Source organism: Nitrosospira sp. TNL200 (assembly GCF_055386305.1).
In genome coordinates this window covers 829,235-852,284 of record NZ_AP041003.1, presented here as the reverse complement: position 1 = coordinate 852,284, position 23,050 = coordinate 829,235, and the positions used below count along the sequence as shown (strand labels likewise).

Annotated in this window: 28 protein-coding genes; 10 read left to right on the top strand and 18 right to left on the bottom strand. The window is 56.0% G+C overall.

Features of this window, described 5'->3' with window-relative positions:
* Positions 1-57: 57 nt before the first annotated feature.
* The 7 genes from ACZ5CE_RS03845 to ACZ5CE_RS03815 all read left to right on the top strand — a co-directional run bounded on the left by ACZ5CE_RS03845 (position 58) and on the right by ACZ5CE_RS03815 (position 4,949).
* Complete coding sequence (locus ACZ5CE_RS03845; RefSeq protein ID WP_464576411.1) at positions 58-360, top strand: putative quinol monooxygenase; 303 nt, start codon at positions 58-60, stop codon at positions 358-360.
* Between the two features lie 354 nt (positions 361-714).
* Positions 715-1,935, top strand: coding sequence for a DUF2863 family protein (locus ACZ5CE_RS03840; protein WP_464576410.1), 1,221 nt, complete (start codon positions 715-717; stop codon positions 1,933-1,935).
* Positions 1,936-2,044: 109 nt separating this feature from the next.
* Positions 2,045-2,194, top strand: coding sequence for a hypothetical protein (locus ACZ5CE_RS03835; protein ID WP_464576409.1), 150 nt, complete (start codon positions 2,045-2,047; stop codon positions 2,192-2,194).
* A 350-nt stretch (positions 2,195-2,544) separates the two neighbouring features.
* Entirely contained in the window at positions 2,545-3,090 is a 546-nt protein-coding gene (locus ACZ5CE_RS03830) for a septation protein A (RefSeq protein ID WP_464576408.1), read from the top strand.
* Positions 3,090-3,392, top strand: a complete 303-nt coding sequence (locus tag ACZ5CE_RS03825; protein WP_464577416.1) for a YciI family protein — start codon at positions 3,090-3,092, stop codon at positions 3,390-3,392. Before ACZ5CE_RS03830 ends, ACZ5CE_RS03825 begins: the two co-directional genes overlap by 1 nt.
* Before the next feature lie 471 nt (positions 3,393-3,863).
* A complete protein-coding gene (locus ACZ5CE_RS03820) occupies positions 3,864-4,139 on the top strand; it encodes a BolA family protein (protein ID WP_464577414.1) in 276 nt (91 codons plus the stop codon).
* A gap of 12 nt (positions 4,140-4,151) precedes the next feature.
* Positions 4,152-4,949 (top strand): peptidylprolyl isomerase, encoded by a 798-nt coding sequence (locus ACZ5CE_RS03815; protein WP_464576407.1) that lies wholly within the window; start codon positions 4,152-4,154, stop codon positions 4,947-4,949.
* Positions 4,950-5,083: 134 nt separating this feature from the next.
* Here ACZ5CE_RS03815 and alr read toward each other — a convergent pair whose 3' ends face one another.
* Positions 5,084-6,157: an alanine racemase gene (gene alr, locus ACZ5CE_RS03810; RefSeq protein WP_464576406.1), complete on the bottom strand. Its 1,074-nt coding sequence runs from the start codon at positions 6,155-6,157 to the stop codon at positions 5,084-5,086.
* Between the two features lie 165 nt (positions 6,158-6,322).
* Here alr and lplT point away from each other — a divergent pair, with 165 nt between their 5' ends.
* Positions 6,323-7,597, top strand: coding sequence for a lysophospholipid transporter LplT (gene lplT / locus ACZ5CE_RS03805; RefSeq protein ID WP_464576405.1), 1,275 nt, complete (start codon positions 6,323-6,325; stop codon positions 7,595-7,597).
* A gap of 36 nt (positions 7,598-7,633) precedes the next feature.
* Here the strand turns inward: lplT and ACZ5CE_RS03800 are convergent, their stop codons facing one another.
* The 6 genes from ACZ5CE_RS03800 to tsaB form a co-directional block, all read right to left on the bottom strand.
* Entirely contained in the window at positions 7,634-8,134 is a 501-nt protein-coding gene (locus tag ACZ5CE_RS03800; RefSeq protein ID WP_464576404.1) for a TPM domain-containing protein, read from the bottom strand.
* Positions 8,134-9,027, bottom strand: a complete 894-nt coding sequence (locus ACZ5CE_RS03795) for a TPM domain-containing protein (RefSeq protein WP_464576403.1) — start codon at positions 9,025-9,027, stop codon at positions 8,134-8,136. Before ACZ5CE_RS03795 ends, ACZ5CE_RS03800 begins: the two co-directional genes overlap by 1 nt.
* A 22-nt stretch (positions 9,028-9,049) precedes the next feature.
* A complete protein-coding gene (locus tag ACZ5CE_RS03790; RefSeq protein ID WP_464576402.1) occupies positions 9,050-9,655 on the bottom strand; it encodes a LemA family protein in 606 nt (201 codons plus the stop codon).
* Between the two features lie 85 nt (positions 9,656-9,740).
* On the bottom strand, positions 9,741-10,523 hold the full coding sequence (locus ACZ5CE_RS03785; protein ID WP_464576401.1) for a uracil-DNA glycosylase: 783 nt from the start codon (positions 10,521-10,523) through the stop codon (positions 9,741-9,743).
* Complete coding sequence (gene rimI, locus ACZ5CE_RS03780) at positions 10,520-10,981, bottom strand: ribosomal protein S18-alanine N-acetyltransferase (protein WP_464576400.1); 462 nt, start codon at positions 10,979-10,981, stop codon at positions 10,520-10,522. The genes ACZ5CE_RS03785 and rimI overlap by 4 nt, the downstream gene beginning before the upstream one ends.
* Positions 10,978-11,649: a tRNA (adenosine(37)-N6)-threonylcarbamoyltransferase complex dimerization subunit type 1 TsaB gene (gene tsaB, locus ACZ5CE_RS03775; RefSeq protein WP_464576399.1), complete on the bottom strand. Its 672-nt coding sequence runs from the start codon at positions 11,647-11,649 to the stop codon at positions 10,978-10,980. The genes rimI and tsaB overlap by 4 nt, the downstream gene beginning before the upstream one ends.
* 164 nt (positions 11,650-11,813) lie before the next feature.
* On the opposite strand from tsaB, the gene ACZ5CE_RS03770 reads away from it, so the two are divergent.
* Entirely contained in the window at positions 11,814-12,254 is a 441-nt protein-coding gene (locus ACZ5CE_RS03770) for a host attachment protein (RefSeq protein WP_464576398.1), read from the top strand.
* Positions 12,255-12,315: 61 nt separating this feature from the next.
* Here ACZ5CE_RS03770 and thpR read toward each other — a convergent pair whose 3' ends face one another.
* From thpR to ACZ5CE_RS03730, 8 genes are all read right to left on the bottom strand, one after another.
* Positions 12,316-12,900, bottom strand: a complete 585-nt coding sequence (gene thpR / locus ACZ5CE_RS03765; RefSeq protein WP_464576397.1) for an RNA 2',3'-cyclic phosphodiesterase — start codon at positions 12,898-12,900, stop codon at positions 12,316-12,318.
* A 47-nt stretch (positions 12,901-12,947) separates the two neighbouring features.
* Positions 12,948-13,433: a 2-C-methyl-D-erythritol 2,4-cyclodiphosphate synthase gene (gene ispF / locus ACZ5CE_RS03760; RefSeq protein ID WP_464576396.1), complete on the bottom strand. Its 486-nt coding sequence runs from the start codon at positions 13,431-13,433 to the stop codon at positions 12,948-12,950.
* A 161-nt stretch (positions 13,434-13,594) separates the two neighbouring features.
* Positions 13,595-14,293, bottom strand: coding sequence for a 2-C-methyl-D-erythritol 4-phosphate cytidylyltransferase (gene ispD / locus ACZ5CE_RS03755; protein ID WP_464576395.1), 699 nt, complete (start codon positions 14,291-14,293; stop codon positions 13,595-13,597).
* A 100-nt stretch (positions 14,294-14,393) separates the two neighbouring features.
* Entirely contained in the window at positions 14,394-15,149 is a 756-nt protein-coding gene (zapD, locus tag ACZ5CE_RS03750) for a cell division protein ZapD (protein WP_464576394.1), read from the bottom strand.
* A gap of 458 nt (positions 15,150-15,607) precedes the next feature.
* A complete protein-coding gene (gene coaE / locus ACZ5CE_RS03745) occupies positions 15,608-16,213 on the bottom strand; it encodes a dephospho-CoA kinase (protein WP_464576393.1) in 606 nt (201 codons plus the stop codon).
* A complete protein-coding gene (locus tag ACZ5CE_RS03740) occupies positions 16,213-17,076 on the bottom strand; it encodes a prepilin peptidase (protein ID WP_464576392.1) in 864 nt (287 codons plus the stop codon). The genes coaE and ACZ5CE_RS03740 overlap by 1 nt, the downstream gene beginning before the upstream one ends.
* Positions 17,077-17,101: 25 nt before the next feature.
* Positions 17,102-18,376, bottom strand: coding sequence for an HlyC/CorC family transporter (locus ACZ5CE_RS03735; protein ID WP_464577413.1), 1,275 nt, complete (start codon positions 18,374-18,376; stop codon positions 17,102-17,104).
* A 210-nt stretch (positions 18,377-18,586) separates the two neighbouring features.
* Complete coding sequence (locus ACZ5CE_RS03730; protein ID WP_464576391.1) at positions 18,587-19,414, bottom strand: cytochrome C assembly family protein; 828 nt, start codon at positions 19,412-19,414, stop codon at positions 18,587-18,589.
* Between the two features lie 66 nt (positions 19,415-19,480).
* Between ACZ5CE_RS03730 and ffh the strand changes: the two genes are divergently transcribed.
* A complete protein-coding gene (gene ffh, locus ACZ5CE_RS03725; protein WP_464576390.1) occupies positions 19,481-20,833 on the top strand; it encodes a signal recognition particle protein in 1,353 nt (450 codons plus the stop codon).
* 26 nt (positions 20,834-20,859) lie between these two features.
* Here the strand turns inward: ffh and ACZ5CE_RS03720 are convergent, their stop codons facing one another.
* From ACZ5CE_RS03720 to coaBC, 3 genes are all read right to left on the bottom strand, one after another.
* Positions 20,860-21,234, bottom strand: a complete 375-nt coding sequence (locus ACZ5CE_RS03720) for a DUF192 domain-containing protein (protein WP_464576389.1) — start codon at positions 21,232-21,234, stop codon at positions 20,860-20,862.
* Positions 21,235-21,381: 147 nt separating this feature from the next.
* Complete coding sequence (gene dut, locus ACZ5CE_RS03715) at positions 21,382-21,831, bottom strand: dUTP diphosphatase (RefSeq protein ID WP_464576388.1); 450 nt, start codon at positions 21,829-21,831, stop codon at positions 21,382-21,384.
* Positions 21,818-23,047 carry a bifunctional phosphopantothenoylcysteine decarboxylase/phosphopantothenate--cysteine ligase CoaBC gene (coaBC, locus tag ACZ5CE_RS03710; protein WP_464576387.1) on the bottom strand — a complete coding sequence of 410 codons (1,230 nt, stop codon included), beginning with the start codon at positions 23,045-23,047 and terminating at the stop codon, positions 21,818-21,820. The genes dut and coaBC overlap by 14 nt, the downstream gene beginning before the upstream one ends.
* Positions 23,048-23,050: the final 3 nt, after the last annotated feature.

The following is a 23,050-nucleotide window of genomic DNA, read 5'->3' as shown; positions in this document are numbered from 1 at the left end:
CAGTCGAGATCCGTAATCAATTCGTAGTCACATTGTCAACTTCACAGGAGAAATCATATGGTAAAAGTTGCGCTGTTCGTGCGGTTACAGGCAAAACCGGGAAGAGAAGCCGATGTGGAGAGTTTTCTCGAGAAAGGACTTGCTCTGGCCAACCAAGAAGCGACTACCCCGGTCTGGTTCGCCCTTCGGCTGGGACCTTCAACCTTTGGCATATTCGATGCGTTCGCTGATGAGTCTGGGAGATCCGCGCATCTTAGCGGTCCGATCGCTGCTGCATTGATGCAGAATGCCGCCGAATTGCTTGCCGAACCGCCACAGATCGAGCATGTGGATGTGATAGGCGCGAAACTTCCTCACTGAAACCAGGGAATCCGCTCAATTCCCGTCCCGTCAGGGTAATCGCCCTTCCCTGACATTGGGGAACATTGGGGAAAAGTGTGCCGCCATAATCTACGCACGGACAGGAACATGTCGGGCAGGCGGCACGCCAGCGATAAGGCGGGGCCATGGCAGGGGTGATCACCCTCCACTCCGTACACTCCGCGACCAGGTTATTCTTCCAGCCGTCCCTTCCCCAACTCCATTCCCGCATAATCCGGCACAAGCAAAGATCCTGCTTGCCAGAGCAGCGGAAGGTGTACGCCCGTAATGGAAACTTTATGCCTTTGCACCACTTTGGGTTAAAATGCCCGACTGATCATTACGCGTTGCGTCATGAAAAAACCTCGGGTCCCTCATCGCACCAAATCTCCCCGCCTTGTAAAGGAACTCTGCCGTCTGGCAGCGGGGCTTGCAGCCTCCGGTAGCCGGATTGAAGACACTTTCTGGGAGAATCGCCTGACAACGAAAATACATTCCCAGTTGCGCAGCGGCGATGACCAGAATCTCGAAGCGGCTCTCGACCAGCTCTACGATACCGATACGGCAGCTTATGGTGAATTCATTTATGCCATAGAAGCCGCGATCGAATGCAGCATATTGAGTCAGGAGGATCGTCACTACGACGTGCTGATGTTCGCGGCCCCGGTACTGAGCTGGTCGCGCTTTTCGATCCCTTCCGGAGCGGTGACCGAAGAGGTTCTCGCCAATGTTCGTGTACCGCTTCAGACGCACGTGCTGGCGGAGGAAGCCCGGTTTGTGCTGGCGGATTGCCTGTTCAGCCCCGATCAGCTTCCGCGCGGCTATCACTTTACCCATGAGCTGGCCAGCAGGCTGTGGACCGCTGCCGTGGCAGGGGAACGCGACGTCCATATCAATCCCGGGCAGCTTGCCGAAACGAGCCGCTTTTTGTCGGACACGCGCTTTCTTCTCGGAGCGATAGCCGTACCTCAGGGCAAGCCGATGTTCCGCTGGCAGGAAGCAGGCAATCCTTCCGGCGATAAGGGAGGAAACAAGCTGATGGGATTGGAGGCTTCCAGGGCAGATATATTGCGCGAATGGCAAACTCACGGCGCGGAAGCGCTCCGGCCGCTGTTTCAGGGTTGCGCGTTCGAACTGCTCATCCCGGACGGTTTTTTTTCCGCATGGCGGATGACCGATCGCCTTGCCCGATCCTATTCCATGCATGCAACCGTTGATTTCCTGCAATCCACCTTGAATATCACCCCGGACCGGCTGCGTGCGGTCATCGCGCCTTTTTATGACCAATGGCTGGAAGAATACCGCGTCAGCTTCATGCTCAAGGACCAGGACAACGTGCTCTACGGCATAGTCTGGTCACTGGTGGGCGATGAGGATGAAAGCAGCGATACCGTATCGCAGATCGAAACCACGTTGCGCGAGTGTGGCGTCGAGCTTACCACGCTGCTGGATAACCGCTTCCTTCTGGAATATTGCGAAGAGTGCGGCGCACCGCTGTTTCCGAATCCCGATGGCGAAGTGGTGCACGCGGAATTCCCCGAAGAAGGGGAAATGGTGCCGATACACCTGCACTGAGCTGCACCGGGCAAGCCCGGCCTGGAAGGCCGCCCTGTTCGTAAATTGCGCCCCGTTCCCTGTATGGCGGGGTTCGGTCAAGCCGGTTCACGTCTGTATGCAGCCATTCATGCTCTGGTCCGGGGTGGATGGCAACGGGCAATATCGGCAGCGATTCCGGTTGCCTGATGCCTGTCATTCAGTCAACATCGATGTCCTGTATATTAAGGAAGCGCTGAACAAATCCTCGCTGAGCGCGTTGCTGGTAAAATCGGGATGATCACAAGGCGTGCGACGCAGGTTGTAGCGGGGACTACGATGCCAGGGAGCGAAACGCAGTGGCTCCCCAGAGCGTGGCCCGAGGGGCCCCGCGAAAGTGGGGATCGGGCAGCGGAGGGGATGCTTCGACCGCACCACAGTTTTGTTGGGGTACAGGCATTCCGCTACGGGGTCGCATCTTCCTTTCGAACACTGCTCCGCCCTGCGCGGTCGCACCATTCGCGTCGTCGCCTTTCGCGCATCCCATCCCGCAAAGCCGCCGTCGCCAACGAGGGTTTATTCAGCGCTTCCTTAACAAGAAATAATAGCCATAATTGATCCTAGTAACCGGTCTGACAACATGCGACATTCATGAAGTTTCTTTTTGACCTTTTCCCCGTTATCCTGTTTTTCATCACTTTCAAGATCTATGGCATTTTCGCGGCTACTGCTGTGGCCATTGCCGCCACCTTTGGTCAGATCGGATGGGTATGGTACCGTCATCGCAAGGTGGACAAGATGCTGTGGGTGAGCCTTGTCATCATTGTCATTTTTGGCAGCGCCACGCTCATCCTCCAGGATGAAACATTCATCAAATGGAAGCCATCGGTACTGTATTGGCTTTTCGCCGCGGCCCTTCTCATAGCCCATGCGGTTTTCAAGAAAAATCTGATCCGCGCCATGATGCAGGAACAGATCGTGCTGCCCGAGCAGATATGGGGGCGCGTCAATGCCAGCTGGGCAATGTTTTTTGCTCTGATGGGGGCAGCCAATCTCTACGTGGCTTTCAATTATTCGACCGAGACATGGGTCAACTTCAAGCTGTTCGGTTTCATGGGGCTGATGCTGACATTTGTGGTGATTCAGGGGCTGATGCTTGCGAAATACATGGAAGATAAAGAGGACAAGGAAACATGATGCTCTATGCCATTAACGGAGAAGACGTTCCCGATAGCCTGGAAAAACGCAAGGTGGCGCGTTCCGCGCATCTGGAGCGCATCGATGCCCTGCAAAAGGAAGGACGCCTTGTTCTGGCCGGACCTTATCCAGCCATCGATAGCCCGGATCCGGGTCCTGCCGGGTTTTCCGGAAGCTTGATCGTGGCCGAATTCGAATCGCTCGAGGCGGCGCGAAGCTGGGCCGAGGCCGATCCGTATGTTGCCAGCGGCGCCTATGCCAAAGTCACGGTCAAGCCCTTCAAGAAGACATTGCCGCCCTAAGGAAGCGCTGAACAAATCTCCGCTGGCGCGGCGGTGGCTTTGCGGGATGGGATGCGCGAAAGGCGACGATGCGAATGGTGCGACCGCGCAGGGCGGAGCAGTGCCTTCCGAAAGGAAGATGCGACCGCGTAGCGGGATGCCTGCGCCCCAACAAAACTGTGGTGCGGTCGAAGCATCCCCGCCGCTGCCCGATCCCCGCTTTCGCGGGGCCCCTCGGGCGACGCTCCGGGGCGCTCCTTCGCTAGGAGCCTGACAAGGCAGACCGCTCGCAAAACCCCGCCCCATAAGGGTTACGGTAAAATCGGGTGCTCACTGCGTTGCGCTCCTTGGCATCGTAGTCCAAGCTACGACCTGCGTCGCGCGTCTGCCTTATGATCATCCCGATTTTACCAGCAACGCGCTCAGCGAGGATTTGTTCAGCGCTTCCCTAACCAAAGTAAACGCAAAATAAACCCGAAATAAATGCAAGGCATGGATACAGCCGGATTGATCCGGCAGAAGCTTCGCGAGCTTGAACCGGAGCAGATCGAAATCGCGGATGAAAGCGCCAGGCATGCGGGCCATGAAGGAGCCAAAGCGGGGGGCGGCCATTATTTCCTGACCATCGTCTCGCGCAAATTTTCGGGAAAATCCCCTTTGGCCCGGCACAGGCTCGTCTATTCGATTCTGGATGATATGATGCATAAGCGTATTCACGCGCTAAGCATAAAGGCGTATACTCCGGAAGAATTTAATTCGACATACTGACAAGGATATTTTATGCTTTTCATAAAAACACCTCGGCTGGCGGTGCTCGCTGCCTCTTGCCTGATTATCGCATCGCCTGCCCAGGCCCAGTCCCCAGCAAGCATGGCAAAGGTGAATGGCGTTTCAATTCCCCAGTCCAGGTTGGAATTTATCGTGAAGGCACGCGAGTCCCAAGGACAGGCGGATAGCCCGGAAACGAGAAAAGCCTTGCGTGAAGATCTCATAGCGGAGGAGATAATAGCGCAGGAAGCAACGAAAAAAGGATTGGACAAGGATCCCGATTTCATTACCCAGCTTGATATCGCGCGGCTCTCCGCCTTGGTCAGGGCATATCAGATAGACTTTGTGAAAACTCATCCTGTCAGCGATGAAGAATTGAAAAAGGAATATGAAGCGCTCAAAACCCAGATGGGCGACAAGGAATACAAGGCGCACCATATCCTGGTAGCGACGGAGGCGGAGGCCAAGGATATCATCGCCCGCATCAAGAAGGGCGGAAAGTTCGACAAGATTGCGCAGGAGAAATCCCTGGATTCGGGAAGCAAGAGCAAGGGAGGAGAACTTGAGTGGAGCCCTCCGGCCAGCTATGTCCAGCCTTTTGCTGAAGCGTTGACGAAGCTGCATAAAGGACAACTCACCGATCAGCCGGTCAAGACACCGTTCGGCTGGCATGTCATTCGACTCGACGATGTTCGCCCGCTCAAGATTCCGCCTTTTGAAGAAATCAAGCAGAATCTGGCCCAGCGTGTCCTGCAGCGTCAATTTGCCGCGTATGTCAATGACCTGCGCACCAAGGCAAGAGTAGAATAATACAGTCTCTCATAACGTCACTTTTTGCACTTTCGTTCCGGTGGAGGATCGGCGCCGCACCTGGCTGTTGCACCGATCCTCCAGCTCAGTACCATACAGGCCGGTATAGGCCTTATGCTCCCTTTGCGAATAATTCAGGTAACGATGGGCATTCGCGGAGCCAAGGCGCACAATAATTCATAGGCTACCGTTCCAGCGGCTCGCGCCACCTCATCCACAGGCATTTCCTTACCCCAGAGCGTCACCGGCATGCCGACCCTCGCGTTGCCGATTTCATTCAAATCGACATGCAGCATATCCATGGAAACTCGCCCGATGAGTCGCGTGCGCTTGCCGTCGACCAGGACTGGCGTCCCGGAGGGTGCGTGGCGGGGATATCCATCAGCATATCCTCCTGCAACAATACCTACCCGCATGGGCCGCTCAGCGCGGAAAATATGACCATAACCCACTCCTTCCCCTGCTTTCAGCGTCTGTATGGCGATGATTTTGCTGGTCACGGTCATCGCGGGGCATAAATCGAGCTGGGCGGCGGTCGCGTCATAAAGTGGTGAGGCGCCATAAAGCATGAGGCCAGGACGAACCCAATCCGCGTGAGTTTCAGGATAACGCAGGGTTGCAGCCGAGTTGGCCAGGGATCGTGGCAGATGCCACCCTTCAGCCAGCTTATTGAATGCAGTGAGCTGAATGCCGGTGCTCTCATCGGCGCCTGCCTCGTCGGCTCGCGCAAAATGCGTCATGAGGCAGATCTGGCCTATACCGGGATTTTCTTGAAGCGCTTTCAACGCGCCGGGAAACTGTTCGGACGTAAAGCCCAGCCGGTTCATGCCCGTATTCAGCTTCAGAAATACATCCATTTTATGCCGTGGCCTGTATTCGGCCAGCATTGCGAGCTGCTCGTGGTGGTGAATGACGGTGGTCAGGCGATGTGTTTCGATCCATCGCAGCTCGTCCATGGAAAAAAAACCCTCCAATAGTAAAATCACCTGTTGAAAGCCGGCTTCGCGCAGGCGTACCGCCGCATCCAGTTCGAGCAGAGCAAACCCATCCGCTTTCCGCAGCGCCTGGGCCACACGCAGTACGCCATGACCGTATCCATCGGCCTTGATCACCGCCAATGCCCGGGACCGGGGCGCATGGCGGCGAACCACGCTTAGATTATGTTCGAGTGCGGAAAGGTCGATGTGTGCCTGGATGGGACGCGACATAAAGGGAAGCAGCAAAAGAAGGAGTCAGATGGGGAACATTGAATTCAGGAGGTTTGGATTGGTAGCATCGATGGTTTCATGGTATAAAACTTCCTCTTTAAAATTCGGCATTTGAATGAATTATTTCACGTCGCGGGATAAGCAAACTTTTGGGAGGGCAATAGGTTGAAGCGCGGATTCTACACCATCATGGCGGCTCAGTTTTTCTCTTCGCTGGCGGACAATGCGCTGCTGGTCGTCGCCATTGCGCTTTTGCTGGATCTGCATGCTCCCGCCTATCTCACCCCGATGCTTAAATTCGTGTTCGTATTGTTCTACGTCATCCTTGCGCCTTTCGTCGGCGCCTTTGCGGACAGCATGGCAAAAGGGCGGGTGATGTTTGTCAGCAATACAATCAAGATCATCGGCTGCGGTCTTCTCTTCCTCGCTTCCCATCAGTATTTCGCGCTGGCGGCCTATGCGATCGTGGGGCTGGGGGCAGCCGCTTATTCACCAGCAAAATACGGTATCCTCACTGAATTGCTGCCTCCAGAAAAACTGGTCATCGCGAATGGCTGGATAGAAGGCCTGACCGTTGCATCCATCGTGCTCGGCACGGTACTGGGCGGTCTGCTGATCACGCCCGCGGTTTCCGCGGTATTTCTCGGGCTTGATTTCCCTTTTTTCGATACCGGCGTGGACACCATACCGGAAGCGGGCATTCTTTTCATAGCGGTTTTCTATGCCACGGCCGCGATCTTCAACCTGTACATCCCCGACACCGGCGTGGATCACCGTATCCTGAAGAAGAATCCGGTATTCCTGGTGCATGAGTTCAAGCACTGCATGAAACTCCTGTGGACGGACAAGCTGGGCCAGATTTCACTGGCGGTCACCACGCTGTTCTGGGGAGCGGGCGCGACCCTGCAATTTATCGTGCTGAAGTGGGCTGATGCGGCGCTCGGATACCCCCTGAACAAAGCAGCCCAACTGCAGGGCGTGGTAGCCGTTGGCATCGCGATTGGCGCGGTGATAGCCGCTCGCATGGTTTCATTGCGGCAATCCGTCAAGGTGATTCCACTGGGCATCGCCATGGGTATCGTGGTGATGGCCATGATACTCGCGCGCGACCTCTGGATCGCGATTGTGCTTCTCACGGTGATCGGCGGGCTAGCCGGTTTTTTTGTGGTCCCGATGAACGCGCTGCTGCAGCACCGCGGCCACATCCTCATGGGTGCGGGTCATTCCATCGCCGTGCAGAACTTCAACGAGAACCTGAGCATACTCACCATGCTCGGGATGTATGCCATTCTGGTGAGTTTCGAGGTACATGTGTACACCGTTATCGTCTTGTTTGGCCTGTTCGTCGCCGTGATCATGGCGCTGATACGCCAGTGGCATCTGCGCAACCAGAGCATTGAAGATTCGCTCCACCTGATCGGCGCGCATAAAGGACATTGACGCTGACACTAACGCCATTGCACAGGGCGAAAGACATCAAAGGATGACAGGACTATCGCTCAGTTCATTTGCCCTGTTTTCAGACGATACCGGAAAATATTCCCGCAACAGATTGCCTACCGCATGGATTCCGGCCATGATGCCCGCTTCAAACTCTCCCTCGCGAAATGCGGCCTCCATCTCACGGCAGATCGTCTCCCATTTCTCGTCGCCCACCCGCCTGTGCACGCCCCGATCGGCAATGATTTCCACATCACGGTCCGCGAGGAGCAAATAGATCAGGACACCGTTATTGTGCTCGGTGTCCCATACGCGCAGTTGCGAAAAAACTTCCAGCCCCCGCTCTCGCGCAGACTGGTCCCGAAGGAGAGGCAGGGTATTCAACGAGGCCTCCACCGCAAAGCGGATCTCGCCTTCATGGCCGGCTTCAGCTTGCTGGATGGCCTGTTTTATCGCGTCGAGGGAGCCATCGGTAAATATCCGGCTTACAGCAAGGCGGCCGGTAAAAAGATGCCGCGATAAGCGCGCGAAATCCATTACCATCTCCCCGACGCACCGCCGCCGCCAAAACCGCCACCCCCACCGCCGAATCCTCCCCCGCCTCCACCGAATCCTCCCCCGCCGCCCATTCCCCCGGGCCCAGGCCAACCACCTCTTCCGGTATAGATGCCTGGTCCCACGCGTCCAAACAGGCTCAGGAAAAAGGTGGCCGCCGCGAGCATCACCCCAAGAATGACCGAAGAAAACAGGAGCCAGCCGACCAGCCCCGCCCCCGCGCTCATCACACTTGCGCCGGCAACACGGCCAAGCAGGGATTGCAAAAGCTTCCCGAACACCAGGAATGCGATGAAAAGCGGAAAAATGAGATCCGGCGACATGCCCCTGCCCCCCGAGGCGCCGCCACCGTGCGCCGAGACTGGCGGCAATGACTCGCCCTGGATCACTCCCATAATGCTTGCTATGCCGGCCTCGATTCCTCCCGCGAAATCCTCCTGCCTGAACCGGGGAACAATGACCTGATCGACTATCCGCTTCGCCGTGGCATCGGGCAATATCCCCTCGAGGCCGTAACCGACTTCTATCCGCACCGCTCTATCGCGCTTGGCAACGAGCAGCAGGACTCCATCATCGACGCCTTTTCTTCCCAGCTTCCATGTATCGGTAACGCGAATCGAATATTGCTCTATGGTTTCCGGTTGAGTCGTAGGGACGATCAGGACGGCGATCTGGCTGCCCTTCCTGGCTTCAAAGCCGCCAAGTTCCTGTTCGAGCCGGGCGTTGTCGGCCGCGGACAGTGTGCTGGTCAGATCGGTGACATGGGATCGAAGCGGTGGAACAGCCACTTCCGCAGGGTACGCAATCGAGATCGAAGCGCTAAAAAGCAAAGCTGCCAGGGCGGCAACTGGAATGGTCTTTTTCCCGCTGTTCATCGTGAAATGAGTGAAGCGGCAACTACTTCTTCGCTGCTGGCGCGCCGAAATCCACTTTGGGCGCGACGGATATTTCCTTCTCGTTTTCGACCGTAAAACTGGGTTTCACCTTATAACCCATGACCATGGCGGTGAGGTTGCTTGGAAACGACCGTACCACGACATTGTACTCCTGGACAGCCTTGATATAGCGGTTGCGTGCCACGGTTATCCGATTCTCGGTGCCTTCTAGCTGTGCCTGCAACTCCCGGAAATTGGCATCCGACTTGAGTTGCGGGTAGTTTTCCGCCACGACCAGCAAGCGCGACAGCGCGCTGGACAGCTCCCCCTGCGCGCTCTGGAACTTGGCAAAGGCATCGGGATCGTTGATGAGCTCGGACGTAGCCTGGACGCTCCCCACCCTGGACCGCGCATTGGTCACGCCCAGCAACACGTCCTTCTCCTGCGCGGCAAATCCCTTGACCACATTCACCAGATTAGGAACGAGATCCGCGCGACGCTGATACTGATTCACGACCTCGCCCCAACTCGCCTTGATTTGCTCATCCGTGGACTGGAGCGTGTTGTAGCCGCAGCCGCTCAACGTGATAGCAAGTAGCAGAACCAGGGGCAGTGTCAGTTTACGCATGGCGTCTTCCTCGAAAGAACTGTTGAGGATTAGATGGGGATTCATTCACCAATTGCAAGGGAATTCCGAGAACCGAACCGGCTGACTAATCCCCTGGGGGTTCCATGACTCTGCGCGCAAAACACAGGTCCTCCCATGCCTTCGCCTTGGCGGGCAGCGTGCGCAGAAGATAGGCGGGGTGGTAAGTTACGATGACGGGAATGCCGCAATACCGGTGCAGCCTGCCGCGGAGGCTGCCCACTCCCGCCTCGGTACCCAGCAGGTTCTCCGCAGCCACTTTTCCCAATGCGATGATCAGCCTGGGCCTGATCAGTTCGATTTGCCGCGCCAGATATGGCTCGCATTGATGCGCTTCCTCGAGAGTCGGGTTTCTGTTGCCGGGGGGACGGCATTTCACGACATTTGCGATATATACATTCAGGCCGCGCTTCAGGCTGATTGCCGCCAGCATATTGTCCAGCAGTTTTCCCGCCTGCCCGACAAACGGTTCGCCCGCCGCATCCTCTTGTTCCCCCGGCCCCTCCCCTATGCAGAGCCAGTCGGCATTCCTGTCGCCTACCCCGAACACCGTGCGCCTGCGCGACTTGCATAAGGAACAAGCAATGCAGCCTTCCACGCTCCGCTCCAGATCATCCCAATGCATCCGCAGAATGCGCGAGCGTCTGTCATCTGGCAGACCACCCGGATTACCGGGGCTGCCTGAGCCACTGCCGGCGGCAAGAGCGTTCCCGGATGCCTCATCAAGCTCCACAGGCACAATCCGGACCGGTTCTGGCTCCGTTATCCTGGCATGCCACAGCGGCGACAACCCCAGTTCCCTGAGTATAGCGTTGCGCCTGCCCTGCTTCGAGTTATCTGCGGGTGTCAAAACACCAGTTCCATGACTAAAGAGTCTTCGCGCCCCCCCATTGCCGGATAATAGTCCTTGCGCCTGGCAATCTGCTTGAAACCAATCCGCTCATACAGCCGCGCCGCGACATGATTGGATTCGCGTACATCGAGGAACATCGACCGCGCGTGCTGCTCCCTGGCAACATGGATAAAATGCCGCAACAGCCTTTCACCCCAGCCTTTCCGCTGCGCCGCGGCGGCTATGCTGAGTGTGAGCAAATGGGCCTCTTCCGGACCAATGATCATCACGCCGTAGCCGAACAGGCGGCCATCCTGCTCCAGCACGAGGCAATGATAGCCGGAGTCGACCGAATCGCTGAAATTGCCGCGGGTCCATGGAAACAAAAAAACTTCCCGCTCGATGGCAACCACTTCGTCCAGGTCGGCGTGGCCCATGCGCCTGATTCGCGGCAACTCCTGCAATTGCGCGCTCATCTTTCATTCTCCTTCAACGCCACCTTGTTACGGATATAAATGGGCGCCGCTTCCGCTGGATCCATCCCCGCCCCATTCATGAAGCGTGGCACTCCAAGCCACGCGATTGCGCTTGCCTGGGGTCTGACACCGTGGATGACCTGGCTGACGCAGCCATTGTAGCGAAGGCGCAGCGCTTTTTCATGTACGGCAAAACCGCTGCCGCAGCCAGCCCAGCCCACCCCGGATAACAGGGGCGCATGGTGCGGGGAACACAGTACAGGCTGGCTTTCCGTCAACCATTGGCCGCCTGACTTTACATAGGCTGCGTGGTAGATCTCGCCCATTCGCGCGTCGATAGCCGCAACGACCCGGCCGCCGCCTGTTTCCTCGGCCATGGCCTCGAGGGTGCAAATGCCCGCTACCGGAAGGTCCGCGCCGAATGCCAGGCCCTGGGCCACGCCGCAGGCGATACGCAAACCGGTGAAAGAGCCTGGCCCGGCGCCGAATGCTATCCCCTGCAACTGTGCCAGCTTCACTCCGGCCTCCTGCAGGACCCGCTGGATCATCGGCAGCAGCAGTTCGGAATGACGCTGCTTTGCAAGGACTTCGTAGCTCAGCATCCGGTCATCCAGTAAAAGCGCAACCGAGCAATGCTCGGTGGAAGTATCGAAAGCGAGAATCCTCAAGGCTGTCGGAATAGGTAGCGAAAAAAAGATGGAAGGATACCGGCTACTTGAGCTACTGCTGCTCACCATCAGCTAAAAATAACACTATTGCTGAGAACTATTGATCAATTTGGAGTACCATCTTTAATGTAGGTGTCACATTATCATCATCTCAGGGAGGAGTCATGAGCATCACGTGGATTCTTGTAGCAAACGCAAGCGCGGCCTACCTGTATGTAAACTATGGACCAAAAAAGGGACTACAAAAACTCAAGGAATTCAAGCACTACGCCAGCAGGGAAAAAGTACAGGAACTTGTTTCCGACCGCCCCGGCCATAATAGAGGCCTTGGCAATGGCCGAGGCTCCTACATTCCTGCCACGGATCCAAAACAGCACCAAGCCCACAATTTTGCGCTGCAATTAGCCAGGGAACTGGAAAACGGCCGGGTAGCCAACAGCTATCAGCGCCTCATCCTGGTTGCTTCCGCTCCTTTCATCGGACTGATCAACAGCAGCCTGGGCGTCCACGTGAGAAATCTTGTCAGCGATACCTTCGAAAAGGATTACACCAAAGCGAGTGAAAAGAATCTTTCACGACACCTCGAAAGCTGCATTTTCCTCTGACAAGGTCGCCAATTTCAAGAAACCGGGAACTCCTGGAAACACCGCCGCATGAAAGTCCGGCCTATTCAGGGGTTCCAAGCAGCCAGCGGCCAACAGGACTATAGACAACGCCCTCTCTTGTCTGTTCCGACCTGACCAGCAGCCACTCCCGCACTTCCCAGACGACCGGTTCTATCTGCCGGTGCAGCGCCGGACAGACCGCATCACGCATCAATGTGATATGCGGTTTGTATGCCCGCGCTTCCATTGAATATCCGATGGCCTCGATCGCCTTCCCCAGTTGGCCCACCAGCTCTTTCAGCGCCGGAGGAATCTCATGCAGCGCGGCATAAGCAATGCGATTGCGCTTCCAATAGCCTGTCTCCTGGATGACCAGTTCAAAAGATGGCCTGCCTGTCCTCGCGATTCCTTCCGCTGCGTGGCACAACGCCTCGAGCCCGTCATGATCGACGTTTCCCACGAATACCAGGGTGAGATGAATGTTCTCCGCCTTCATTCTCCTGCCGGTACAACCGGAATTCCGCTGCAAACCGCTTGCCATTTCCAGCAACTGTTTCCTGACAGCGGCATCGGGCCATATCGCAAAAAAAACCCGGATGGTATCCTCCCCTGCATATCCAGCTTGCCCAAGGGCCTCCGTCGCCATATCTGAAGATCAGAATAGCCGTTCCCCCACCACCCGCCAGACTGGAGTCATGAACCGGATGTAATCAGGCATATTGCCTCCGCTTCGATACCTTCCCCTCTTCCCACGGGGCCAAGATGTTCCGCAGTCTTGGCCTTGACGTTGACATCAGCTGTCTTTATCCCGAGGTCCTGTGCGATATTGGCAACCATGGCGGGAATATAGGCAGCGAGTTTAGGCGCCTGCGCTATGACGGTTGCATCAACATTGACCACCTCGTAGCCATTTTTCCTGAGCAAGCCGCAAACGTTCTTCAGCAACACCCGGCTATCGATATTCTGGTAGCGGGAGTCTGTATCCGAGAAATGTCTTCCGATATCCCCCAGTGCTGCTGCGCCCAGGAGCGCATCGCATAGTGCATGCAGCAAAACATCGGCATCGGAATGCCCGAGCAGACCCTTTTCGTAGGGTATGGTCACGCCCCCGATGATGAGGTCGCGCCCCTCGATCAAGGGGTGCACATCAAAACCTTGCCCGATTCTCATTTTGATCATTTCTTCCTTCTTTCTCCCTGATCCTCGATCCTGCAAGCCGTTTCCGTGGACGAAATAGCCATTTTATGAAAGAAGCCCCAACTCCTTGTGCGTCTTTCCATGAAATTCCCGCGCAAGCATGGGCAGCGGCAACAGGCAGCGGGGCAAGCGCAAGCGATCAATCAGTATGGATTCCTCAACATCAGCTCCGCCAGCGCCAAGTCCTGAGGATAAGTAATCTTGAGATTGCGCGCATCGCCCAGAACCAGCTTGGGTTGATAACCCAGGGCCTCGATGGCTCCGGCATCATCGGTCATGGTCGCCCCCCCCGCCATGCTCAATGCCTCCACCAGAAGCTTGCAGCGAAACATTTGGGGGGTCTGGGCCTGCCACAAATTCTCGCGGGATTCGGTGCATGTCACACGCCCCGACCCGTTGTTTCGCTTTAACGTATCCGCGACAGGAATCGCGAGCAATCCTCCCACCTCGTCGTCGCACAATTCATCCAGCAGCCTGTCGAGTTGCGCCTGGGTCAGGCAAGGCCTTGCCGCATCGTGCACCAATACCCAGTCCTCATCGCCCACCAGGGCCTCATCGCGCGCAGCTTTCAAGCCATTGAGCACACTCTGTGCGCGCGTCGCACCACCGCATGGAAGGCATGCCAGCTTATCCGAAAACCCGGACCAGTCATGCCTCTGCCATTCCGGGTCGTGCGGAGCCAGCACGACAAAAACGCCGGAAAGCCGCGGCGAGTTGCAAAGGGTGTGAAGCGTATGAAAAATCATCGGCTTGCCGGCCAGCGGGAGATATTGCTTGGGGAGCTGGTCTTGCATGCGTGAGCCGGAGCCAGCAGCGGGGATCAGCGCATAAAAATTCGGCATGGCTCAGCAGTCATCCGGGAGGGCAGTCCGTTGAGCCTGAAATAACATCCCAGGCATTCCGAATCCAGGCCGCAAATGCGGGCAGTATGCAAATGGAAATCTACAAATTGCAGAAAGCCAGCTCAAAATCCACATCGTCTTCATATATCCTGGTTTTCTGCCTGAATCCGGAAATGACAAACCGGATGTTCAACGCATATTTGTTGGCGCTGATCTCCGGGACGCATGGCAAACCTTCATCCAGCTTCAGGCGCAGCATATGTGCCGCACGTCCCGGTCCCATTTTCTGGAACATACCGCCAGCAGCCTTGTAGCGACGAGGCTTACCGCTCTTTCTAAGGAGATCCAAAACGATGGCGAACGTTTCCTGCAACGGCAAAAGGGGCGCAAACCATTCTTCGAGATCACCCCGCCGAAGGGCAGGATCAGTGTGCAACCAGTAATGGTAGGACGGCAAATCGAATTCGCAGACTCCTCCAGGTATGCCGGCCCGCTGCCTTATGCTCATCAGCCATTCGTTCTCCCGCATATGCTCCCCGATTTTGCCCGCCATATTCAGCATATTCAGGGATGCTGTCTGTATATTACTCAGCACCTGATTCAATGTGCCTTCGGAAATATCGGGGCTTCTGCGCATCGTTTCCAGTGCATGCTTTTGGCGTTCCAGTTCCTGCAACAAATCGGATTTCATATCCGCGCGACTCGTTACATCGAGAATTTCAAACAGCGTGGTGAGGGCGGTGTGATGCTTGAATGCTTCCTCTCCTGCCGCAAAAAAAGACACTTTCTCGAAAAGATCCTCCAGCCGCAGCATGGTACGAATGCGCTCGTTCAAGGGATGTTCATAATAAATCACGATAGAAACTCGAGGCGAGACCGAAATAGGACAGGATAATGTGATATTGCCTTATGACGAAGATTTTAACAAACTAAATTACTCTCGAGGCAAACGGGCCGGAATAGATTTAAGGAAACGCTGAATAAATCTCCGCTGGCACGACGGTGGCTTTGCGGGTGGAATGCGCGAAAGGCGACGACGCGAATGGTGCGACCGCGCAGGGCGGAGCAGTGTCTTCCGAAAGGAAGATGCGACCCCGTAGCGGAATGCCTGTACCCCAACAAAACTGTGGTGCGGTCGAAGCATCCCCTCCGCTGCCCGATCCCCGCTCCGCAGGGCCCCTCGGGCGACGCTCTGGGGAGCCATGGCGTTGCGCTCCCTGGCATCGTAGTCCAAGCTACGACCTGCGTCGCGCGCCTTATGATCATCCCGATTTTACCAGCAACGCGCTCAGCGAGGATTTGTTCAACGCTTCCTTAATCCTGCAGCGCCAAGGCGAGATATTTTTCATGCAGGCAACGGACTTGCTCCTGCAGGCGGTTCATATCCCCATCGTTCCTGATGATGTCATCCGCGTGCCTCAGCCGTTCGCCACGGGAAAGCTGCACGCGCATGATGGCGCGCACCATTCGCTCGTCCAGGCCGGTACGATCGATAGCACGGGCTATCTGATCCTGCTCGTCGCAGTCAACCACCAGCACGCGCCGGATCAGCTCGCGGTAGCCATTTGTTTCAAGCAGCAAGGGCACGACCAGCATGCCGTAAGGCGCGGCAAAGTATCTGATCCTCCGCGCCGCTTCGCTTCGTACAAGAGGATGAAGAATAGCTTCGAGTTTTTTTCGGGCGGCGCCGTCAGAAAATGCCAGTGCCCGCATTTCGCTTCTCCGCAGCGCGCCATCGCTGGCAACGAACTCATCCCCGAAAATTTGCCGGATGGCAGTCATTGCCGCGCCGTGCTGGCCGGTAAGTTCGCGAGCAATGACATCGGCATCAATGATTTCAGCACCCAGCTGGGCAAAAAATTGTGCGACCGTTGTTTTGCCGCTCGCAATTCCCCCCGTCAGGCCTATGATGAGCGGCATTATCCAAGCATCCCAAAATAGGCACGATTGATCAGGTCTCCCCCAAAAAAAGCGACGAAGCTCCCGCCGGCCAGATAGGGGCCAAAGGGAACGGGAGTATCCCGTTCCTGTTTTTCAAGCAAAACCAGAATGATTCCAGCCATGGCGCCAGTCAACGAGGAAAACAGGATCACCAGCGGAAGCATTTCCCAACCAAGCCACGCACCGATCGCAGCCAGCAGCTTGAAATCCCCCCGGCCCAGTCCCTCTTTGCCAGAGATGAGCTTGTAACACCAATAAATCGCCCATAGCAGGAGATACCCCGCAACGGCTCCGATAACTGCGGAACGGATATCGGTAAAAACATTGTTCAGATTGACCAGCAAGCCAGCCCACAATAATGGCAACGTGATGCGGTCGGGAAGCAACTGAACATCGATATCGATGAACACCAGCGCTACCATGGCCCAGGCGAAAAACAATCCCGCGAAACCGGCAATGCCATATCCGAAATGCCATGCCACAAGTGCGCTGAGCATGCCCGACAGCAGCTCGATGGCGGGGTAACGCGGTGAAACGGCAGCGCGGCAATGCGAACACTTTCCCCGCAGCATGATATAGCTCGCTACCGGAATATTTTCCCATGCCGCAAGCGTGTGGCCGCAATGCGGACAGCGAGACCGGGGCGCAACGAGATTGTGTGGCGGTAACGCGGCAACGGCTTCATTTTCCAGCTTGGCGCGTTGCTGATCCCATTCCGCCTGGAGCATTTTCGGAAGACGGTGGATGACGACGTTCAAAAAACTGCCTACGGCGAGGCCGATGACCGTGCAAAAGAAAATAAAAAACGACGGGGAAGTTTGTAGCAGATCAATCAATGTCATCGATCGGATACCACCGCTGCAATATCTATTGCGGATCGACTGGGCCAAGCATGGGAAAGATCCGCACTACCTTGACCACCCGGTCCTGGGTCTGAACGATTTCCATGGGATAACCCGCGATCTTCAGGCTTGTGCCCGCTTCAGGGATATCCTGAAAATGTTCGAGCACCAGGCCATTGAGAGTTTTTGGTCCTCCAAGGGGAAGTTCGAGGCCAAGCTTGCGATTGAGGTCACGCAGGAGAGCGCTGCCCTCCACCATGACGCTTCCATCGCCCTGCTTCAGGAAGTTGCTCGACTGTGATGGCGAATGTGTGGTGAATTCTCCGATAATCTCTTCAATGATGTCCTCCAAGGCCACCAGCCCCATCCATTCGCCATACTCATCCACGATAAGCCCGACCCGCTCCCGGTTCTCCTGGAAAAGCTGCAATTGAGAAAACAATGGAGTGCCGGATGGAATGAAGTAAGGCTCGCGCATGATTTTCTCGAGTGTCGCCGTGGTGATTTCTCCACTTCTCATCTGGTTGAGCACCTTGCGCACGTGAATCACCCCTACCACATTGTCGAGCGTGCCCCTGTATACCGGCAACCGCGTATGATAGCAGGTGAGCAACTGATTCTGGATGCTGTCGTCATCAGCATCGAGGTCAATGGCCTCGATCCGGTTGCGGGGAACCATGACGTCATCCACCGTGATGGTTTCGAGATCGAATAAATTGAGCAGCACGCTTTGATGCTTTTTCCGGATGAAATGCCCCGCTTCCAGCACCAGGGTTTTGAGCTCTTCCAGACTCATTTTCTTGGTTGCCTCGTCGGCGCGCGGATTAAGGCGCAGGATGGCGAGCAAGGCCTGAACAAACAGATTGACGAACCATACAACGGGATAAAAGATCTTCAGCAACGGGGTCAATACATAACTCGACGCCAAAGCAATCCGCTCCGGATAAGCGGCAGCTATGACTTTCGGAGTTATCTCGCTGAATATCAGGATGGCAAAGGTCACGCTTATCGTTCCGATCAGGAGGGCCACGTCATTATGGCCGAAAAAAAGGGAAACGATTACCGCGACCAGCGTTGCCGCGGCGGCGTTCAAAAGGTTGTTTCCCAGCAGGATCACGCCCAGAAGCCTGTCCGTGTTCAATAGCAATTGAGTAGTCAGGTGGGCGCCACGGCTTCCCTGCTTCACAAGATGCTTCAGGCGATAACGATTGATCGCCATCATGCTCGTTTCGGAAAGGGAAAAAAATGCGGATAAGATCAACAGAACAGCCAGTGCCAGTAGCAGCACATACAGCGGCATGTCTTCCAAGAAAATACCCTTATGTAAATGTAAATAATGTGAACAGGCAAATGAGAAAAATTCGAAATCCGCGAGGCTACGCGGCCAGCGGGACGGTATAAGCCGCCCGGATCAAGCGGTAGAGTATCCGGCCTTGCTCTCGCGATGGACACCTTCGGTCATTTCACAGCGAAATGCTGGTGGCCCATCCTGATTCTTGCATAGCAGGTTTCAGCGCTGCAGTATCACTTCCAGCACAAATTTGCTGCCCAGATAAGCCAGCAAAAGGATGATAAATCCGGTGAGCGTCCAGCGGATGGCAATGCGCCCACGCCACCCGTAGAACTGCCGGCCGGCCAGCAACCCGGCGAAGACACACCATGAAACAATGCCAAATAGCGTCTTGTGGGTGAATTTCAGCGGCTGGCCGAACACCTCTTCTGAAAAAACTATCCCGCTGATGAGCGTCAGGGTCAGGAGTATGAATCCCACCCAGATGACGCGGAACAATAATTTTTCCATCGCCAGAAGCGGCGGAAGATTGGTCAGGACTGAAGGCATGGCCGGATGGTGCAGGCGACGCTCAACCACCGCCATCAACAAGGCGTGAAGCGCGGCAATGGTAAGGAGGCTGTACGCCAGCATGGCAATCGATATATGGGCTTTGAAGGCGGGAAATTCCGTGTTGGCCAGCGGGCGCAACGAAGGGAACACCAGCGGAAGCAGTACCGCCACGGCGGCCACGGGCGCAACCAGCGTCTGCAGGCTTTCCAGCCGGTAGAAGAAACCGGACAACCAGTAAATCGTGGCCGTGAGCCATACGATCGAGGAAACCGCGCTACCTACCCCGAAATTCAATCCTACACCGGAAAACACGGATTGATAAAGCGTATAGCCATGCAATACCAACGGCGCAAGAATGGCGTAACGCTCCCAGCCTGCAGTCGTGGTATCAGTACGCGGGAATCGCGTGGATGCCTTCCATCTGGTACGCCAGAAATGCCAACCAATCAGTCCGTACAGCAAAGAGGCAACGAGATAGGCTAGAATACCGGTCATTGAGGATTGCTGATAAAGCGGAATGTCTGGTTAGTCTACACCAATTTTTCTTGAGAGGCATTTTGCATGTTTGACAACCTTACCAGCCGGCTTTCAGGAGTAATCAAGACCCTCAGGGGCGAAGCCCGCCTGACCGAAACCAACATACAGGAAGCTTTGCGCGAGGTTCGCATGGCTCTGCTGGAAGCCGACGTCGCCCTGCCCGTGGTGAAGGAATTCATCGCCCGGGTCAAAGAAAAGGCTGTCGGCAAGGAGGTGGTGGGCAGCCTTACGCCGGGACAGGCGCTGGTTGGTGTGGTGCACCAGGAACTCATCGCACTTTTAGGTGGCAAAAAAACCGACCTCAATCTGGCAACCACTCCGCCCGCCGTGATACTTATGGCCGGCCTGCAGGGAGCGGGCAAGACCACCAGCAGCGGAAAGCTGGCCAAGTGGCTGATGGAGCAAAAAAAGAAGAAGGTGTTGCTGGTTTCCTGCGATATCTATCGTCCCGCTGCCATAAAACAGCTTGAAATGCTGGCCAAGCAAACCGGTGCCGGCTTTTTTCCGGCCATGCCGGGCCAGCAGCCAAAAGACATCGCGCTGGATGCCCTGAATTTCGCTCGACGGCATTTCCACGACGTCATGATCGTGGATACTGCCGGACGGCTGGCTATCGATGAGCCGATGATGGCGGAAATCGGTGAGCTGGAAGCGCTGTTGAAGCCTATCGAAACCCTGTTCGTAGTGGATGCCATGCAAGGGCAGGACGCCGTCAATACGGCCAGGGCATTTGCCGAAGCTCTGCCGCTGACGGGCGTGATCCTGACCAAGCTGGATGGAGATGCCCGCGGCGGCGCTGCCTTGTCGGTCCTCCATGTTACCGGCAAGCCGATCAAGTTTGCCGGGATGGGGGAAAAATTGAACGGCCTCGACGCCTTCCACCCCGATCGCATGGCCTCGCGTATTCTCGGCATGGGCGATGTGCTTGGTCTGATCGAAGAAGCCCAGCGCGGCGTGGACCAGCGTGAGGCCGAAAAGCTGGCAAAAAAGATGAAATCGGGCAAGAGCTTCGATCTGAACGATTTCAGGATGCAGTTTCAGCAGATGAAAAACATGGGGGGAATGAGTGCAATGCTGGACAAGCTCCCTGCTCAGTTGAGCCAGGCCGCCCAGAACGTGAAAATCGACGACAAGACCATTGGGCGCACCGAAGCGATCATCAACTCGATGACTCCCCAGGAAAGGAGCCGTCCGGATCTGCTGAAAGCCTCCCGAAAACGCCGGGTTGCTGCAGGGGCGGGGGTCACGGTGCAGGAAGTAAACCGCTTGCTGGCACAATTCGAGCAAGCGCAAAAAATGATGAAAATGATGAGTAAAGGGGGCGGAATGGCAAAAATGCTGCGCAGTATGAAGGGAATGTTGCCGGGAATGAGGTGAGTGCGCCATTCTCCGCAGACAGCAAGCTATTCTGCCGCAGGTAGCTTTTTCAATCCTGTAACCCGGCTTCCCGCTTGCACCTTCCGCTTTTTGAACCACCCCAGATTTACCTCGAGCGCGTATTTGGCGGCGCCGGCGGACCGATGGGGTGTCACAGTATTAGGCATCATATCGGAAATGTTGAGGATAATCCCATCCTCATCGAGGAATGCCACGCTTAGCGGAATGCTTGTATTCATCATCCACATGCTATGGCGTTCCGGCTCCGTGAATACGAACAGCATTCCATGATCTTCAGCCAGCGATCGACGATGCATCAGCCCGCTTTCGCGCGTGGCGTAGGTGTGCGCAACCTCGACGACAATACGGTTGCCGTCGACCTCGAGCTGGCGAACAGGCATATCCGCCCTGACGGGCGCAGATAGAAAAAAAACCAAAGCTATTATACAAAAACGCATTCTATGGCCGGGTGATGGAAGGAAAAGTTAAATAAAAAAACGGGCTTTTAAAATTAGCCGGCAAAGCGAAAAAAATCGTGGCGGGCCGCTTCACTGTTTACCGGTACTGCCGAAGCCATTTTCCCCTCTGTGGCTCAGGGTAAAATCCTGCACCACATTGAAATTGACCTGGACTACAGGCACAACCACCATTTGCGCAATGCGCTCCAGCGGATTCAACATAAACGGGGTATCGCCCCGATTCCAGCACGATACGAATATCTGCCCCTGATAATCGGAATCGATCAATCCAACCAGATTGCCCATCACAATGCCATGCTTATGGCCCAGCCCGGAACGCGGCAGCACCATCGCCGCAAGCCCAGGGTCGCCAAGATGTATCGCAATCCCGGTCGGTATGAGATCGGCCTTGCCCGGTAGGATGGTCATCGGCTCCGTAATGCAGGCGCGCAGATCGAGCCCAGCGGAACCCGGTGTGGCATAGGCCGGCAACTGGTTTTCCAGCCGTACGTCGAGAATCCTGATATCAACAATGGCCATGGGCCGCATCAATGCTCCTTCTTGATACAAGCACAGCAGTATGTCTGATCAAACGCCGCGCCTGCTCGATTTTAGACGCTTTCCCAAGGGAGTGCCTGCCATCGTCATCGTACAAGGTCAATTCGCTGTCATCGGCGCCGATAGCATCCTGGGCAAGATTCGCGGCGAGTAGCGGAAGCTTCTTCCTGTTCCGCTTTGCTTTTGCATTCCGGTCGAGATCCTCGGTTTCGGCGGCGAAGCCCACGCAGAAAGGCGGACGGGGCAGGCCAGCTACGTATTCCAGTATGTCCGGATTGGCGACAAGCTCCAGCGTCATTCCTTCGCCATTTTTTTTCAGTTTCTGCCTTTTGACGCTGACAGGCCGGTAGTCCGCCACCGCAGCCACACTGACAAAAATATCAGTATTTCCCAACTCATGCTCCACGGCTGCCAGCATATCGCGCGCGCTGGTTACTTTTACAAGCCGCGCTCCTACGGGCGATTCCAGTGAAACGGGGCCAGAAACCAGAACCACTTCAGCTCCCATTTCCAGCGCCGCTCGCGCAACAGCGTAGCCCATCTTCCCGGAACTCGAATTGGTGATTCCGCGAACCGCATCGATGGCCTCGTACGTAGGCCCGGCTGTAATGAGCATCCGTTTGCCTTGCAGTAGCCGCGGCTGAAAAAAGGCGCGAACCGCCTCCAGGAGTTCCTGTGGTTCGAGCATGCGGCCCATTCCCGTTTCGCCGCATGCCTGTGCACCGCTGGAAGGCCCAAGTATTGTCACTCCATCCCCCCTTAGCTGAGCGAGATTGCGTTGGGTAGCAGGATGCTCCCACATTTGCCGGTTCATGGCCGGCGCAATCAGCAAGGGGCAATCGCGTGCGAGACAGAGGGTTGAAAGCAGATCATTTGCAAGGCCATTCGCAAGCTTGGCAATGAAGTCAGCAGTGGCAGGAGCTACGAGGATCACTTCCGCGTTGCGGGAAAGCTCGATGTGAGCCATGCTATTGCTAAAATGGGGATCCCACGGATCAGTGAAAACGGGATTGCCCGTTAAAGCCTGCAGTGTCGCCGTACCCACGAAGTGCAGGCTGGATTCCGTCATTACCGTTTGAACGTTTACTCCATCGTTCATCAAAAGGCGCGCCAACTCCGCTGCCTTATACGCGGCTACGCCGCCAGTCAGCCCCAGCAATAGGCGCCTTGCCCGGGATAAGGACTTGTCACTCGTCATGAT